Origin of the sequence: Vibrio sp. 1F255, from assembly GCF_041439145.1 — a bacterium.
Classification (GTDB): domain Bacteria; phylum Pseudomonadota; class Gammaproteobacteria; order Enterobacterales; family Vibrionaceae; genus Vibrio; species Vibrio crassostreae_C.
Genome location: NZ_JBGONQ010000020.1, coordinates 60979 through 75684, shown reverse-complemented (window position 1 = coordinate 75684; position 14706 = coordinate 60979). Strand labels below are relative to the sequence as shown.

At 42.4% G+C, this 14706-nt stretch carries 16 protein-coding genes and 1 riboswitch; of the genes, 5 read left to right on the top strand and 11 right to left on the bottom strand.

Features of this window, described 5'->3' with window-relative positions; all coding sequences use genetic code 11:
* The first annotated feature begins 225 nt into the window (after window positions 1-225).
* Complete coding sequence (locus ACED41_RS12655; RefSeq protein WP_102320967.1) at window positions 226-891, top strand: DUF2057 family protein; 666 nt, start codon at window positions 226-228, stop codon at window positions 889-891.
* A gap of 179 nt (window positions 892-1070) precedes the next feature.
* Here ACED41_RS12655 and ACED41_RS12650 read toward each other — a convergent pair whose 3' ends face one another.
* The 3 genes from ACED41_RS12650 to ACED41_RS12640 form a co-directional block, all read right to left on the bottom strand.
* Window positions 1071-2093, bottom strand: a complete 1023-nt coding sequence (locus ACED41_RS12650; protein WP_017069858.1) for an adenosine deaminase — start codon at window positions 2091-2093, stop codon at window positions 1071-1073.
* Window positions 2094-2183: 90 nt separating this feature from the next.
* Window positions 2184-2283, bottom strand: a riboswitch (purine riboswitch).
* Between the two features lie 75 nt (window positions 2284-2358).
* Window positions 2359-2853 (bottom strand): GNAT family N-acetyltransferase, encoded by a 495-nt coding sequence (locus tag ACED41_RS12645; RefSeq protein ID WP_371725075.1) that lies wholly within the window; start codon window positions 2851-2853, stop codon window positions 2359-2361.
* Between the two features lie 166 nt (window positions 2854-3019).
* Complete coding sequence (locus ACED41_RS12640; protein WP_102332872.1) at window positions 3020-4003, bottom strand: DUF2860 family protein; 984 nt, start codon at window positions 4001-4003, stop codon at window positions 3020-3022.
* Between the two features lie 221 nt (window positions 4004-4224).
* Between ACED41_RS12640 and ACED41_RS12635 the strand changes: the two genes are divergently transcribed.
* On the top strand, window positions 4225-4722 hold the full coding sequence (locus tag ACED41_RS12635) for a fasciclin domain-containing protein (RefSeq protein ID WP_017064709.1): 498 nt from the start codon (window positions 4225-4227) through the stop codon (window positions 4720-4722).
* 127 nt (window positions 4723-4849) lie between these two features.
* On the opposite strand, the gene ACED41_RS12630 is transcribed toward ACED41_RS12635, so the two are convergent.
* From ACED41_RS12630 to ACED41_RS12605, 6 genes are all read right to left on the bottom strand, one after another.
* The gene (locus ACED41_RS12630; RefSeq protein WP_017064710.1) at window positions 4850-5146 is read right to left on the bottom strand and encodes a hypothetical protein; all 297 of its coding nucleotides are present in this window, start codon (window positions 5144-5146) and stop codon (window positions 4850-4852) included.
* 131 nt (window positions 5147-5277) lie between these two features.
* Entirely contained in the window at window positions 5278-5535 is a 258-nt protein-coding gene (locus ACED41_RS12625) for a hypothetical protein (protein ID WP_017060020.1), read from the bottom strand.
* Between the two features lie 165 nt (window positions 5536-5700).
* Complete coding sequence (locus tag ACED41_RS12620) at window positions 5701-6183, bottom strand: GNAT family N-acetyltransferase (protein WP_371725074.1); 483 nt, start codon at window positions 6181-6183, stop codon at window positions 5701-5703.
* Window positions 6184-6281: 98 nt separating this feature from the next.
* Window positions 6282-6596 (bottom strand): cupin domain-containing protein, encoded by a 315-nt coding sequence (locus tag ACED41_RS12615; protein ID WP_065584628.1) that lies wholly within the window; start codon window positions 6594-6596, stop codon window positions 6282-6284.
* Between the two features lie 60 nt (window positions 6597-6656).
* Window positions 6657-7160: a YgjV family protein gene (locus ACED41_RS12610; protein WP_371725073.1), complete on the bottom strand. Its 504-nt coding sequence runs from the start codon at window positions 7158-7160 to the stop codon at window positions 6657-6659.
* 123 nt (window positions 7161-7283) lie between these two features.
* On the bottom strand, window positions 7284-8084 hold the full coding sequence (locus ACED41_RS12605; protein ID WP_371725072.1) for a PhzF family phenazine biosynthesis protein: 801 nt from the start codon (window positions 8082-8084) through the stop codon (window positions 7284-7286).
* 575 nt (window positions 8085-8659) lie between these two features.
* On the opposite strand from ACED41_RS12605, the gene ACED41_RS12600 reads away from it, so the two are divergent.
* Together ACED41_RS12600 and ACED41_RS12595 are read left to right on the top strand one after the other, a co-directional pair.
* Window positions 8660-9691: a PotD/PotF family extracellular solute-binding protein gene (locus tag ACED41_RS12600; protein WP_017060025.1), complete on the top strand. Its 1032-nt coding sequence runs from the start codon at window positions 8660-8662 to the stop codon at window positions 9689-9691.
* A 3-nt stretch (window positions 9692-9694) separates the two neighbouring features.
* Window positions 9695-12127: a putative bifunctional diguanylate cyclase/phosphodiesterase gene (locus ACED41_RS12595; RefSeq protein WP_371725071.1), complete on the top strand. Its 2433-nt coding sequence runs from the start codon at window positions 9695-9697 to the stop codon at window positions 12125-12127.
* A gap of 230 nt (window positions 12128-12357) precedes the next feature.
* On the opposite strand, the gene ACED41_RS12590 is transcribed toward ACED41_RS12595, so the two are convergent.
* Both ACED41_RS12590 and ACED41_RS12585 read right to left on the bottom strand, forming a co-directional pair.
* Entirely contained in the window at window positions 12358-13383 is a 1026-nt protein-coding gene (locus tag ACED41_RS12590; protein ID WP_017060027.1) for a GGDEF domain-containing protein, read from the bottom strand.
* A gap of 9 nt (window positions 13384-13392) precedes the next feature.
* The gene (locus ACED41_RS12585; RefSeq protein WP_017064717.1) at window positions 13393-13848 is read right to left on the bottom strand and encodes a hypothetical protein; all 456 of its coding nucleotides are present in this window, start codon (window positions 13846-13848) and stop codon (window positions 13393-13395) included.
* A 462-nt stretch (window positions 13849-14310) separates the two neighbouring features.
* Here ACED41_RS12585 and ACED41_RS12580 point away from each other — a divergent pair, with 462 nt between their 5' ends.
* The gene (locus ACED41_RS12580; protein WP_029235248.1) at window positions 14311-14685 is read left to right on the top strand and encodes a cytochrome c; all 375 of its coding nucleotides are present in this window, start codon (window positions 14311-14313) and stop codon (window positions 14683-14685) included.
* Window positions 14686-14706: the final 21 nt, after the last annotated feature.

Sequence of the window (14706 nt, the reverse complement as noted above, 5' to 3'; positions counted from 1 at the left end):
ATCCAATACAAATAACATAAGACGCGAACCGCCAACTAGTACAATTCACACCCAACCTACCCTCTCATTTTTCAAAAATAAAAACTCACACTAGTCAATGTGAACCTTAATATATGACCGTTGCGTTAAGATTTCGCAAATTTTTTCAAATCCTTATGACATGACTTGAATTGGAGTTCTTACCATGCGATTGTAGTTCAACTGCCCATAAACAACTGTATGATTATGAAAACATTAAAATCCATTGCGCTGCTTTCGACAATTATCGCAGCGCCACAAGTGTTAGCTGACGTAACAATTGAAGTTCCTTCTAGCGCAGATGCTTTAGTCGAAGTCTTAGCTGTTAATGAGGCTAAACCTGATCTCGACGGTGGTTTCTTCTCTTCGAGCAAAACGATCACCGTTCCAGATGGCGTAAACCAAATCGTTTTCAAATATCAACTGGCTTTCAGCCAAGGTAACGACCGAGAGTTTGTCGATAGCGATACCATTATTGCTACTTTTGATGCGACAGACACAGCATTGACGTTTGACATGCCTAAGTTCCGTAACACCAACGAAGCGAAAAAAGGCCTTCAAAACTTAGATTGGAAACTGGTTGATGAAAACCAAAATGCAATCAGTGTTAAGCAAGACAAACTTATCAAAGATGGCATGCAGATTGGTCGTAAGTACCCGCAAGAAGCGAAGGAGTACAACCAGAAAGGCGGCATCGCTGCACTTACAGTAGGTTCTAGCGCGGGCGTAGCAGCTGCTGTCGCACAACCGGTAACGCTTCCAACAAAGATTGACGGAAATGCAGCAAATACAGCTGAAGAGATGCTCTATTTCTGGTACGAAAAAGCGGATGCTGAAACCAAGCAGAAATTCAAAGACTACGTGAACAAGTAGCTCAATGAGCTTAATTTAAAAATGAAAGAAGCTGGCAAACTGCCAGCTTCTTTTTTGTCTTCATCTAGATGATTTAGGCTTATAGAGATTAAGCAGACTCAGTCGATAACACTTTACCATCCACTTTAGTTGGCCATCCTAGCGCTTTATACTCAGCTGCTAGTAAATGGGCACAGCCGCTAGAAATTCTGGTCAAAATCAGCTTTAGCTAAGTAACCTTGAACAAGCTCTCGATATTGCTGCTTCAATGGCGCTTCAATAAAGCTCGCGTCTATCGCATTCAAACTAAACTGCGCTAACTCCTGATGCGTCATCTCATGAGCTTGGCTCACCGCATTAAAGTTATCCGACATGTAACCACCAAAATAAGCAGGGTCATCCGAGTTAATCGTTACAGCCACACCCTTTCTGAGCAGTTCGACAATGTTGTGGTCTTCCATCACATCGAATACACGCAATTTAATATTCGACAGTGGGCACACCGTCAGTGGCATTTTGGTTTCAATCAGCTCTTCGATTAGAGCTTCGTCTGTCATGCACTGGACACCATGATCCACTCGACTCACGCTGAGCATTTCAATCGCATCGACAATGTTTTGAGCCGGCCCTTCTTCTCCTGCATGCGCCACCGTCAAGAAGCCCGCTTGTTTTGCTTGTTGGAATACACGCTTGAACTTCTCTGGTGGGTGTCCTAATTCAGAAGAGTCCAGTCCAACCCCGACGATCTTATCTTGATGCTTCAATACCTCTGCGAACGTTTGAATGGCGCTCTCTTCAGATAAATGGCGCAGAAAACATGCGATGATTTGAGAGGTAATGCCCAACTCTTTATGACCCTGTTCAAGCGCACGATGAATGCCGTTAATAGCGGTGTCGAATGCAATGCCACGATCGGTATGTGTCTGAGGATCAAAGAAAATCTCAGTATGGATAACATTGTCGGCTTTACAGCGTTCTAGATAAGCCCATGTTAAGTCGTAGAAATCCTGTTCTGTGCGCAGTGCATCAGCACCTTGATAATAGATATCCAGAAATGACTGTAAATCATCAAATTCGTATGCGCGTCTTAGTTGCTCTGGGGATGAATAAGGCAGCTCAATGCCATTGCGTTGAGCAAGCTGGAAAAGTAACTCAGGTTCGAGCGAACCTTCAATGTGTAAATGCAACTCTACTTTTGGGAGCCCTTGAATAAATGCGTTCATATTTCACCTACTATGGATTTTAGGTGTGCACTTACTCTGAATAATAGACAGGAGGTTTTCTTGAACGCCATTACAAAGAGTAAGAACACAATTGTGATCTAAACCCTTCGTAATCAGCACTTTGCGGGAGCTGGTAGAGACCCCCAAACCATATCATTGGGGTTATACGAAGCAAACGGTTGCTACTATACAGAGTTTAATGGGAATTTCACTAATCAATTGCTCATTAACCGATTTCTAAAGCAGGAACCTGTTTGGTTCGATCTCAACGGTAATCTAGTCGTATTCTCGACATCAGCAACATATCGATGTACTTACCCGCTTTGAACGTACTGAGTCTTTTTGTGCCTTCTAACTGAAAGCCTACACGTTCATACAAAGCAATAGCGGCGTGGTTATCGGCATGAACCTCTAACTCAAGACGCACGAGATTAAGCCAGTTATCCGCCTGATTGATCGCTTCTTGCATTAACGCCTTACCGACCCCTTTACCATGCATATCTGGATGAATAGCAATACCAAGACCAGCGCAGTGCCTGTCTCTTACCTTGGTGGTCATGAATAAAGTAATGTGACCCACTACTTTGCCGGAGACTTCCGCAACCAGAGTGAAATGGTCTGAATGACCAAACAGTCGCTCCACTTGTTCAGAACTAAGATAAGGCTTTTGTGAGGTGTTTTCTGAAACTGAAGGGCGGCGATAAATATCGAAAATATCTTGGCTATCCGTTGCTTCTAAATGTCTAATTTGTATTTCCAAAGCGCTTCCTTATCCTATTATTTCTATCCATAAGCTAATTTTCATATTACGGATAGCAACGGGAACCTACAACCTTTAAAGGTGTAAGTGCCCGAAATAATTAAACAAATAGTAAGACTGAACTTAAACTTCTGCTTTGATGAGTATTTTTAAAATAGTGTGAATATCAGAATTTATAATCCACACCCACACTCGCTAATACTTGCTCGGAGTTATAGAAATCGATATTAGAATCTATGCTTCTTAAACCCAGTAAAGTAATGAACGCCCAATCTTTATAGCCCATCAAACCACCAAACTCATAAGCTAAGAATGCACCGAATTCATTCTCTTCACGTACTTGCCCGTAAATTGGATTCGACTCATCATATTCACGATCACTTGCATCTAGGGTGACAACAAAACCATGACGACCGATTCTCTTCGCGTAGTTTAATTCAATACCATAACTATCGAAGCTGAGTGCTCCTCCTTCTGCGTCTGAGTGGAAATACACCATTGAAGGAACAAATAGACCTGCGTGGTTTGGTAAGATAAAGCGGTATCCTGCTTTGGCGTACACATAGGTTCTTTCCCTATCCAGCAGCACAGTATCTTCCGGAGATAAGCCTTGGCTACCAGATAGCTCTTCATCAACATCTGATTGCCCAAATGCGAGATCCGTTCGAAAACCAGTTCCACCGATATTAGTGAGCTGCAGTCGTCCTACATTACCTTTCACATCCGTTTCATTTCGATTAACGCCAACAGCATACGGATCCGTCCAAGCCTTACCCGAGATAAGCGTAGGAATAACAGAAAAATCCAATATGGTGCCACCAGAAAGTTGATATCGATAACCGATCTCAAACGCAATGGTACCTGTTGCAATATCCTCTCGTGTCGTACCCGCATACACTTGGTGAGTCAGCGATTCGCCAAAAGTATATTGAACAGTACCCAAAAAGCCGAGTAGCCCTTGGTTTTCACTCTCCCCTTCCTGGGTGTTGGTGGCTTGATTCGAATCTTGTTCAGTACTCAAATTACTACTGTCAGAGTAGAAACCGGCCAATACACTGAAGTTACCGCTGAAGCCTTCACTTGGAGCAAGGCCACTGTATGCAGGCATTGAAGCCAATGCAGAAAAGACTACTGGTAAAACAAACCTCATATTCACATCCATTACTTGAATAATCACCAAATAACTATAAGCATCAAATAACTATAAGCATCAAAATGGAATTATAACAAGCTTTTAACAATATAAGTTTATTCGCTTGACGCTGTCGATATCGCTAACCATTCACTCAAAGACACAACAAATTGATCTATCACGATTGGGCTTTCGTAATACCTCTCGAAAATAACGGACAAAACTCAAAGGAAGACAATATGTTTAATAAATTAATCAAAACCATGTCAGTGCTAGTTGCGACGCTTCTTTTTACGGCTTTTGCTCACGCTGATCACCACGGAATGAAGAAAGATATCGTTGACGTGGCGGCTGAAAACGGCTCTTTCAACACCTTGGTAGCAGCGGTAAAAGCGGCAGGCTTAGTTGAAACATTGAAAGGTGACGGTCCCTTCACAGTGTTTGCGCCAACGGATGAAGCGTTCGCTGCGCTACCAGAAGGAACGGTTGATATGCTGTTGAAGCCAGAAAACAAAGACAAGCTGATTGCAGTACTGACCTATCATGTGGTGCCAGGGAAAATAATGGCGTCTGAAGTGATGAAACTTGATAGTGCCGTAACAGTGCAAGGCGAAGCGGTAATGGTAGGAATTGATCACGGCAACGTGATGGTCAACAAAGCGCAGGTCGTGATGGCAGATGTTGAAGCAAGCAATGGTGTTATCCATGTGATTGATGCTGTATTACTGCCTAAATAATAAAGATGAACACAAATCAAAGGTTCTTAGAGCGTGTGACAGGCTCACACCCTTTTGACGTTTAAATACCAAGTTAAGATCGGTATCAAACTAGCCGAACCTGCCTTTATATAAGCAAGAACCCGGATTACATAAACAAGCGCCCGAATATCAGAAAGGCCGCCATCGATACCACCTTCGTGAAGACCACTACCCAGATGCAGTCACCAATACTAGAGTGCGTCGCTTTCCCGAGTAGGAACACAAACAGAATCAACCCTAACACCCAACCTACTGTTGGAATCAATGACACCAGAGCAACGATAACAGCAATAGTAAGAAGGGATTTAAAATCTGCGACCACGAAAGACATTTTAGAGGCGATGTACATACAACATGCGGTGATTAATGCGTCCATCACAAACGCTAAAGCTTCAATACCCACTTTACTTCCTTCACTGATATTAGTTGAAGTGAATATTATCTCTAAAGAGATGATTTTTCTTGAATAAGAGAACAAAAAGCAGGTGAAAACTGTGTCAAAAATGAGATTACCGTTCGTCTGAAGGCATAGGTTTATTTGTTCGAGTCTTCTAAGCCTTTGACCAGTGCTCGCGACCGAGTCTGATTTGCTTTTTGATAGGCATCAAAGCCATCTTCGCGTTTACCTCCGAACAAACAAAGAAACGAGTTGATGACAAATGAAAAGAATGAGATGACGACAACAAAGAGAGGAAATAGCCCCGACACCCCAGCATCTAAGGCAAGAACGCCAACAGCGAAGGACAACATCGACACCAATGTATATAGTTTAGATCTACTCACATGACTCATGAACAACACTCCTTGTATTCATTCAATGTTTAGATTAGACAAATTATCTTGCACACAATTTGAACTCATCGACAATATCAATAGATCAGGAAAAGTTATCCTTAAAAAGGTTTTTTAATATTTCAAACTCGGTTTCTGTATCCCTACGAACACGAGTCCGCCTATTCAACTGACTGTTCTATCTTCAACTACCTTTTCCATCACGTAATTGGTCAGCTTTACACCACGCATTTCGACTTCCTGTTCATTCACCACCTTAAAACCAAGATGCTCATAGAAAGGTCTTGCGGTAATACTTACTTCAGAGAAATATCTCGATATACCACGAACTCGACCCACAGTGAAAACATGTTCCATCAACGCTTTCCCTACCCCCTTCCCTTGATATTCGTGGTGACAGAAAAAGTGATCAATCAAGCCACTTGGTTGCAGGTCAGTATAGCCAACTACGCAACCATCGAGTTCAGCCACAAAGGGTTGTAACCCATTCATACGCTTTTGCCATAACGCAAAGTCAAAGCTACTGGGTGCCCAAGCTTCGACTTGCTGTTGAGAATAATCTCGAACATTCACGTTACGTACCGTATGAAAGAAGATCTCCCACAGTGCTTTGTCATCATTCGCTTGATAGTTTCGAATTCTAATCACAACATACTCCTTTTTGTCTTAAGTCCTTTCTGAGGTGAAAATAAACAGCTGAATCAGCAAGCTTTATAACCTAACAGCCTCAGCTTTAGAGCAAGATATCAACGATAAAACACAGCGAGCCAGATCGTCACCGCATCTTTATCCGTCCTCAGCACCTTGTGTTTTTCACCTGCGGAAATATTGAGATAATCCCCTTTAGACAAGGTAACAATGCGACCATCTTCAAACTCAATCACCCCTTGCCCATCGATCACCATTACCCATTCATTCTCATCTTGATCATACCAACCCTCGTCTGGTGAACTGTGACCATATGAGAGTATTCTCTCGATTCGAATGTTGTCGTTGGCAATCAGGTCATTGAATATTTCATTGGGTATTGATGAAGGAACATCATTGTAAATGTTTGGCATCAAGCTCTCCTAGCTAGCATTGAATTGATTAACAACTTGGGCCTTAGCTGTACTGTAAACCTAAGCAGCGGCACTCTTTTTGAAGTAAAAACGGTAATAACCCACCAAGTTACTGCAGATAAACAGCGCCTCCATAACAACCGCTGTTGGCGAACCAACTAAATAATTGTGAACCAACCAAAAGCTGGTTCCGATGATCATCAATTCTCTTAATCGACGGTCATCTTTATTGAAGGCTGAAAAGGTCTGAAATACGGAGGCAAAGCAACTCAATATGCTGGTCAGCCCTGAGTAAGTCACTGCGGTTGCGACCACCGACATCGAAGAAAACAAATATTTAAACTTAGACGAGGTAGAAAATACGCTCGTCAAATAGCGAATCGTGGCAATCGTCATTAAGCTCGCCGCTGTCCATTGTTCAAGAAGGATAAAGTGACTCGAAATAAGAACGCCAGCAAAGAACAGACAAGTGACGATTTTCTTCCTTTCCTTGAATTGGAATGACAGAAGATCAAAACAAATGGCTATCGCGACTAATACTTGGGAAAGATAAAAGGCAGACACGGTGATTCCTTCAATAATAACATTCCGCCCTAGCCGCTTCTTTCACGGTGAATAATCGAATAAAACATACTAGGCGGTTACAACAAAACAGAGCAAACAGCGCTCTAAAGCTTCTATAAAAATCTAAAGCTTCAACACACCACTAATCACAGTGGTCGCAGAGCCGATTAACTTTATTCGCCCATTAGCCAATAATTCAGTCGACATATAGCCACCACGACGAGACGCCTGATAAGCACTGAAACTGCTTTTGTTGAGCTTTTCTGCCCAGTGTTGCGTCAATGCGCAATGTGCCGAGCCAGTCACAGGATCTTCATTAACCCCAACCCAAGGTGCAAAGTAGCGAGAAACAAAATCAAGTTCCGTATTTGCTGCCAATGCTGTCACCACTACACCTCGCCCTTGAATACCTTTTAACGCATCAAAGTTTGGTGAAAGCTCCAATAACACTTGTTCGTTGGAAACTTCGATTAACTGCTTAGAGTCAAATTCTCTGAATGAAACTACTTGATGCGGATCTAAACCTAGGTGTTCAAGCAGCGTGAGGTTGGGTTCAGAACGCAATGATAGCTGTGTACTAGGAAAATCAAGCTCGATAGACGATTCACAAACGGCGGCAGATAATTCCCCAGATAAGGTGTTAAACACGACCTTATCACCTGTCTCAAACAGTCCTTGTTCTTTCATCACATGAACCGTTGCCAGTGTGCCATGTCCACACAGCTTCACTTCGACTTCGGGAGTGAACCATTTAAGCGTCATAGTGTTAAGCGCGAGAAAAGCCGTTTCAGATACCGCCATCTCTTCAGCGATTGAAAACATTAACGACTCATCCAACGGCTCTTTGGAGATACAAACCCCGGCAGGGTTCCCTTTAAACGCTTGAGTTGTAAACGAATCTACTTGATATATCTCTAAATCCACAATGGCTCCTAAATGCACAACATTTCCCAAACCGGCAATCATGGCTCGTTGGGACATAACCTAGATATTGCTGCCCACAATAAGCACAATCACCTTGTGCTACAAGTCTTTAGCAACAACTTTATCGATACTTATTGAGAAACGAAACAAATGATAAACAAAACGTTATAGAAGTGTTTTTAGGGATAAAAGAACATTGAACATAAGAGTAAATCGCGATGGCAAAACAAAGGAATAACGACGATTAATACGAGCGAAAACCCGAAAAAGGTAATCACCGCATCATTATTTAATGCTTAATATTTGCATAATAACTTGTAAGAATGGATATTATGATGAATATTAATTTAAATAATCCATTCACGGACAATAAACTGGAATACGTACTTGTGTTGAATACGATACGACGGAGTCATCCTTGCCTCACACGATAAAGGTTCGGTATCAAGTAGGAGTAGCAAGTTGCTATTTGCATGAAATGCATGAAGTTGAAGTTAAATTAAGTGCCTAAATTTGAATCATGTTGCAAATTTTGGGCTACGATTTAGTTATCACGTGCGAAAGGGAATCCGTCAGTGAAAGCGTTTTGCGTATCAATACTTGCGTCAACATCCTTTTTGGCTAGCCCTGTATTTGGCCAGCAGCATGATATTTATCTCTACAATTGGGATGAATTTTTATCTGACAGCGTCGTTACCCAGTTGAGTGATACCTACGGCATCTCACTAAAGCAGCAATATTTTTCTGACGAGTCCATTCGTGATGAAGTGCTATTGAGTGAACGACGAGGTGCGTTTGAATTGGTTGTCATTGAAAGTATGAAACTGAAAGCGCTGGCTAAACAGAACTTATTCCACAACCTGAGCGACTTGCAGCAATCCCTTTCAAGCAACTTTGACTCAAGATGGGTGGATGGGTGTGGCGAATATGGAATCCCCTACGCTTGGGGGACATCCGGCATCTTATACCGAAGCGGAAAAGTTGAGACTCCCAAGTCTTGGGGCGCTCTTCTAGACCCTGAAACCAAAACCAGCGGCCGAATCAGCATGTATTATGAGCCTACGGATTTGGTGAGTGCTGCGCTTCTGATGAATCAATTTGAGCCGTTTACCAACAACGAACAAGAACTTCGAGTCGCTTACAAAACGCTACAAGCACAGAAGCCTCACCTTGAAAGTAATGAATACGTTGTCGATTATATTCGTCATCCCGAACACTTGGCCAACATCGACCTCGCCTACGGATACTCAGGTGACAGCTATGTGCTTAATGATGCCGAACCTGAGGCATCTTGGGCCTACACAGTGCCTCTAGAAGGAACAACCTTATGGTTAGAGTGTATGGCTGCAATTAACAACGGAGAGCGATCTCCACAGGCAACCACGATTCTCTCCTTCTTATCGCAACCCGAAATCGCCGCTCAAAACGCAATGGATTCATGGTTTGCAACGCCAAGTTCAAAAGCAAAAGCACTCACTTCTCAGGAGTATCAAAACGATCCCGAGCTTTTCCCGAATAAAGAAGTATTAGATCGCAGCTACCTTTATCAGCCGTTAGAACCGAGTAGCATTCAAATTCGCAATCGTATTGTCGACAGTTTGAGATAACTCATGCCAGTATTGAAGAAGCTCTATTTTGTACTTTTACCAACGCTGACATTTGTGCTCCTGATAGCAGGAATCGTGATGTACAACTTCGCATCAAATCATGCTAAGCACATGTATTTGGACAAGGTGCAATCTGATGTGAACACCGCTTTAGTCGCGGCGGAATACGAGCAGCTCGGCTTGTCCTTACTAGTTAAAGATATCGGTTCTTCGTTGCAGTTCCTCCGCTACATTCAAAATCCTGGCGACTACACGACTCTATCGCTATTGGAAAAACGAGTACTCCGAGTATTAAGCCAGAATCACGTCAATCAATTTGGGCAACGCAATGTTTATATCGTGGACCCTAAGTTCAAATTAACGCTTTCGACTCTCAGAGCCGATCCTTTCGAGGGGCTAAAGATCCCTGACAAGATTTACGAAAGAGTCTTCGATATATACACCTCGTTAATCAGCAAAAATGAACTCTCCTACGAAGGCTTCTCTTATATCTCGATCAGTGGAGAGCTCAGATACTCGTATGTTGCAGCAATTGACCCTTACCTCCTTCCTCAAGACAAACGTGCAAGTAACAGTTTAAATCGCTACATCTTGATTGCTGACGGGCCTCTGATGCAACTCTCTAGCCTGCTAATCAAATACAATGACGATGACAATATTCAGTTCTTAATCGAGCCATCCTCAGACGCTGCCAACATTGAAAATACCCAATTCGTTATCAAATCAATTGAGCAAACCCAAGATAATATCAATGTGCAGATGACCAGCCGACATCTCATCGCGCAAGTAAATATTCGAGAACAAAAGTTCAACCATGAGAAAGCCATCATCGCTAAACAAACCTTGTTAGGTGGCTTTGGTACTCTCTTTACGATCATGTTGATCGTACATTTAGTGGTACGTTACCAACTCGTGCGCCCGCTTAAAGACTTACTGCAAGAGATATCGATCGGCGGGCTCAAACTTAGATACTTCAAACGCTCATCAGGGCAAAGTGAAGTTGATGGTTTAAAGAACGCGTACATAGACTCATTAACAGAGTTGAAGTTCGAAGCCGAATTCGACCAACTCACCAAGCTAGCTAACCGACGCTCTTTCATCAGACACCTTGATGTACGACTAAAAAGCTCGATGAGCCCACACTGCTATGTGGTTTGTTGGGACATCATCGATTTTCGTAAAATTAACGATCTCTACGGGGCAAAAGTTGGTGATAATGTACTGATAAGCTTAGCTAAAGCACTGAAAGAGACACTACAAAACCAACAAGCCTCTTTGGGCTTTAGTTGCAGTGATTACTCTTTAGCCAGACTGGGAGGGAATCAGTTTATCGCGATCTTGGAGATGGGTAAGAACCAAGTGATAAACGAAGAAATTGAGAACATCAACAATACGCTGACCGGCACCACCTTCCTTGACTACTATGGGTTTCGATTATCACTCGCAACAGGTGTTTTACCGCTCGACACGCCAAAGTTCGATGAGATTTGGCACCGATGCATCGATGAAATGTTAGCTAATGCGAAGTCTCATAGTGATGGCGAAAGTCGTATTGTTTATGGCGAAGAGTTGTTACATACCTTGGAACGCCATGACGTTGTAGAGAAAAGACTCTTAGAGTGCTGCGAAAGTGACAACTTTGAACTTCGCTTTATGCCTATTTTTAACGCCAAGACACTTCAGATAGATGGCGCAGAGTGCCTGATTCGTTGCCGTGCCTTATTTGATATCGATGCAGGCCCTGAAGAATTTATCCCAGTTGCAGAAAAGAGTAACCTTATTGCCAGGCTCGATATGTGGGTCATTAGCACCGCTATCAAAAGCTATAAAGAGCTTTCAGAACTTCATAAGTACAATGGCACTCTGTCGATTAATATCTCGGCGATGGAGCTCTACAACCGTAATTTTGCCGACAACATCCGTAAAGTACTCGAACGTTATAAAGTGCCACCTGGCAATATTATTATAGAAATAACCGAAACCAGTTATGTGAAAAGTACCAAGCTTACAGTCCAGACAATCGAGAGCCTCAGAAGCTTAGGTTTAAAGGTTTCCCTTGACGATTTTGGTACGGGCTACACAGCGTTTAACCAACTTCTCCACTACCCTGTGGATGAGCTCAAAATTGATAAGAGCTTTATCGATAACATGGTAGACGACAAGGCCGACCGCAAGATGGTCGAATCTATGGTTAACTTAGGCCACTCTTGTGACACGCTAGTCGTCGGAGAAGGTGTTGAGTCGATAGAACAGTATCATTACCTCAGAAAAGCCAACTGTGACCTAATACAAGGCTACCTCTTCAGTCAGCCACTCACTTATCTGGAATTCATCGAGTTTGTTCGAAACCATAACCCGCAAGGAATTTTAAACCCGCAGTCTGTTAGCAGTTCGAGATCTAACGAGCGAATCGTTGCACTCACTCAAAAGCAGTAACCTTAAACCTAAACCTAAACCTCAAAGCCTCTCTTCCTATTCAAGCGCGGAAAGCCACTATAGCTATAACTAGTAGTAGAACTATCTTCATCAGAGCAGGAGCTCTCTATTGGCTGCACATTGAATGAGGAGGCAAATAAAGAATGGCAAAAGCCATGATAGTGAAGCGGGAGAATGGTGAGCGTACAGTCAACAAAACCTAATGATCTAACTTATCGCTGATGCGGGGATTAACTCTGCATTGTCGTTAGTAGCTCCATCATATCTTTAGAGCTGATGTTCTTCTTATGCCTGACTACAGCGTCAATCATCAATTCTAAATTCCCCGCAGAGATATAATCCTTAAGCACGTCATTGAATTTTTCCTGTATCTCATCACTTGTGTACAATTGCTCAGGAATGAAGAATAGAAACTGACTGCCACTACTACGAAACGAGATAGTACTTTCCGGTACCTTTGCCGTCAGGGACTTAGCAGCTGAACTCACCACCAAGTCTCCATATTCAAGTCCATACTTTTGGTTTATCTCACTAAGGTTTCTGATTCTTACAAAGTAAAGGTCGAAATTACCGTTTGTTGGATAGCTGTTCTTAACAAACTGCATGAGCGAGACTCGATTGCGAAAGCCAGTAATGAAGTCGGTAGAATGAAGTTTTCGTTTGATGGCAAAGTCGACGTAAAAAATCGCTCCTGTCACAAGCAGTAGCAACACCAGAAATACGCTGCTTATCTGATGCATCATCACCAACTTGTCGACCATTGTGGTGTTTTCTTCAATAACCGGGCTTTGAAGTCGAAACTTTTCGTTAATAAATTCGACCAGCGTGTTGTAACAAATATCAATTTTCTTCTGCAGTGATTCCTTAGGCAAAGCGCCTTGATTCACCAACTTAATTGAGGATTCTAGCGACTTAAATTTCTCAAACTCTCCGGTGAAATAAGGTTTGAAGTTGGCAGATTTAATGAAGTTAGAAGATTCGGTACTGTTGATCAGAATATCAAAGCGGCTCCACGTAATATCATAGGCTAACCACAAATCGTCGTAATTGAGATTATCCGAACGGCTCACCATCAAGAAATTCGCGTATTCCTTTACCAATTGGAAAACAAACCATGTTGCCTCATTTTGGCGATTAGAAAAGCTCTTGTTGATGTCATTAATTCGAGTAACGCTGTAGATATTGACGGATAGAACAACCACGGCCAAAGACAAAACAACGACTTTGATTGCAGCCATAGACAACAGCTTCTTCATAATTAGCCTCTACAGGTGAATATCACGAATCTGCCAAATCATCTTGGCATGGAAATCAGGGGTATTAGTCTCAGGATTCGCAGAGAGTGGGTAAATCAACCAAAACGGGCCTTTTTCTCTCACAGACATAAACTCACCATTCTTTTTAATCGCAATGATGGGTTCATAGGTATCAAAATCTTCTTTGGGCACCGCAATTTTATAGTCATTCAATGCTACGAAAGTGACTTGTGATGATATCGGTAGATCCATATTTTCAAGCACCGTTTGTAACGTCACACCACTATAAACGGTCAGACCCTCGACCCAAGGCAAGGTGGTAGTAATTTCTTTTTGAGGAAGTGACAGGAGTTGCTCTCTACTAAAACCATGCTTTTGCCCGGAGTGGTCGAAAACCGTTAACTCTGAGGCTGCAAAAATCGAAAACGAGCAAAGCCAAAGCATCAACAAGAATACAGTTCTCATTCTAAACTCCATTTAAAAAGGTCACTAATTTGAGTCTAGTATAAATTGACCATTTAACTTGTACCGATACCACTCAGATTGATTGGTATCGCTTTATCCCTAATGCCCCTACACCTCGCTGTTTTTCAATAACTTCGCCGTTTCTCTGTCTCTTCCATCACCGCTCTCGTTCAGCTCTCCCTACCCGCTTGACGTATTCCTTCTCAACCGTCTAGTAACAAAAACTCGTATTTTACTCTGCGTAAGTAAACCAATAAGCCCTATGAATACGTATGAAACAACAAAATTAACAATAAATATGAGTAAGTCAGTAGCGAGAATGCTGGTTGCTGCATAACCTTTAATCGAACGTAAGCAGCTTTAAGAGACTTAATAACGAGTTCCAGTCGTTTCTACTTCACCAGTTGATCTCGTGTATTGATCTTAGAAAGCTTACTCATTTCATAATCAAGGGAATCGAGAATGAGTTTGAATATAAAAAAATTTAACCCCATGGCGACACTTTCTACCCTAGTAATGACGCTGGTCATGTTTCCTGTTTCTGCTGAAGTTAATCAAGAACAATTCGAATTAGGTAAACAAAAAGCTAAAGTGTGTATGACCTGTCATGGCGCTGATGGCATCTCAACACAAGATCCCTACCCGAACCTTCGCGGTCAAAAAGTGGGTTATCTCATCTCTTCATTGAAAGATTACCAGACTCGAGAAAGAACCAGTGGCTTAGCGATTCTCATGCAACAACAAGCCGACACGCTCTCAGACCAAGACATCCGTGACATTTCCTATTTCTATTCTGTGCTCGGCAACGAAGCAGGCTCGCTCAGCGATTCAAATTAAGTCAGCGATTCAAACCTCTAG

Excerpts from the sequence above, each read along its gene's own strand:
- ACED41_RS12650 (WP_017069858.1), bottom strand. The coding sequence starts at position 2,093 with ATGAACGCATTTATTCAAGGGCTCCCAAAAGTAGAGTTGCATTTACAC.
- ACED41_RS12590 (WP_017060027.1), bottom strand. The coding sequence starts at position 13,383 with ATGAAGAAGCTGTTGTCTATGGCTGCAATCAAAGTCGTTGTTTTGTCT.
- ACED41_RS12615 (WP_065584628.1), bottom strand. The coding sequence starts at position 6,596 with ATGCCAAACATTTACAATGATGTTCCTTCATCAATACCCAATGAAATA.
- ACED41_RS12635 (WP_017064709.1), top strand. The coding sequence starts at position 4,225 with ATGTTTAATAAATTAATCAAAACCATGTCAGTGCTAGTTGCGACGCTT.
- ACED41_RS12585 (WP_017064717.1), bottom strand. The coding sequence starts at position 13,848 with ATGAGAACTGTATTCTTGTTGATGCTTTGGCTTTGCTCGTTTTCGATT.
- ACED41_RS12580 (WP_029235248.1), top strand. The coding sequence starts at position 14,311 with ATGAGTTTGAATATAAAAAAATTTAACCCCATGGCGACACTTTCTACC.
- ACED41_RS12595 (WP_371725071.1), top strand. The coding sequence starts at position 9,695 with ATGCCAGTATTGAAGAAGCTCTATTTTGTACTTTTACCAACGCTGACA.
- ACED41_RS12640 (WP_102332872.1), bottom strand. The coding sequence starts at position 4,003 with ATGAGGTTTGTTTTACCAGTAGTCTTTTCTGCATTGGCTTCAATGCCT.
- ACED41_RS12655 (WP_102320967.1), top strand. The coding sequence starts at position 226 with ATGAAAACATTAAAATCCATTGCGCTGCTTTCGACAATTATCGCAGCG.
- ACED41_RS12625 (WP_017060020.1), bottom strand. The coding sequence starts at position 5,535 with ATGAGTCATGTGAGTAGATCTAAACTATATACATTGGTGTCGATGTTG.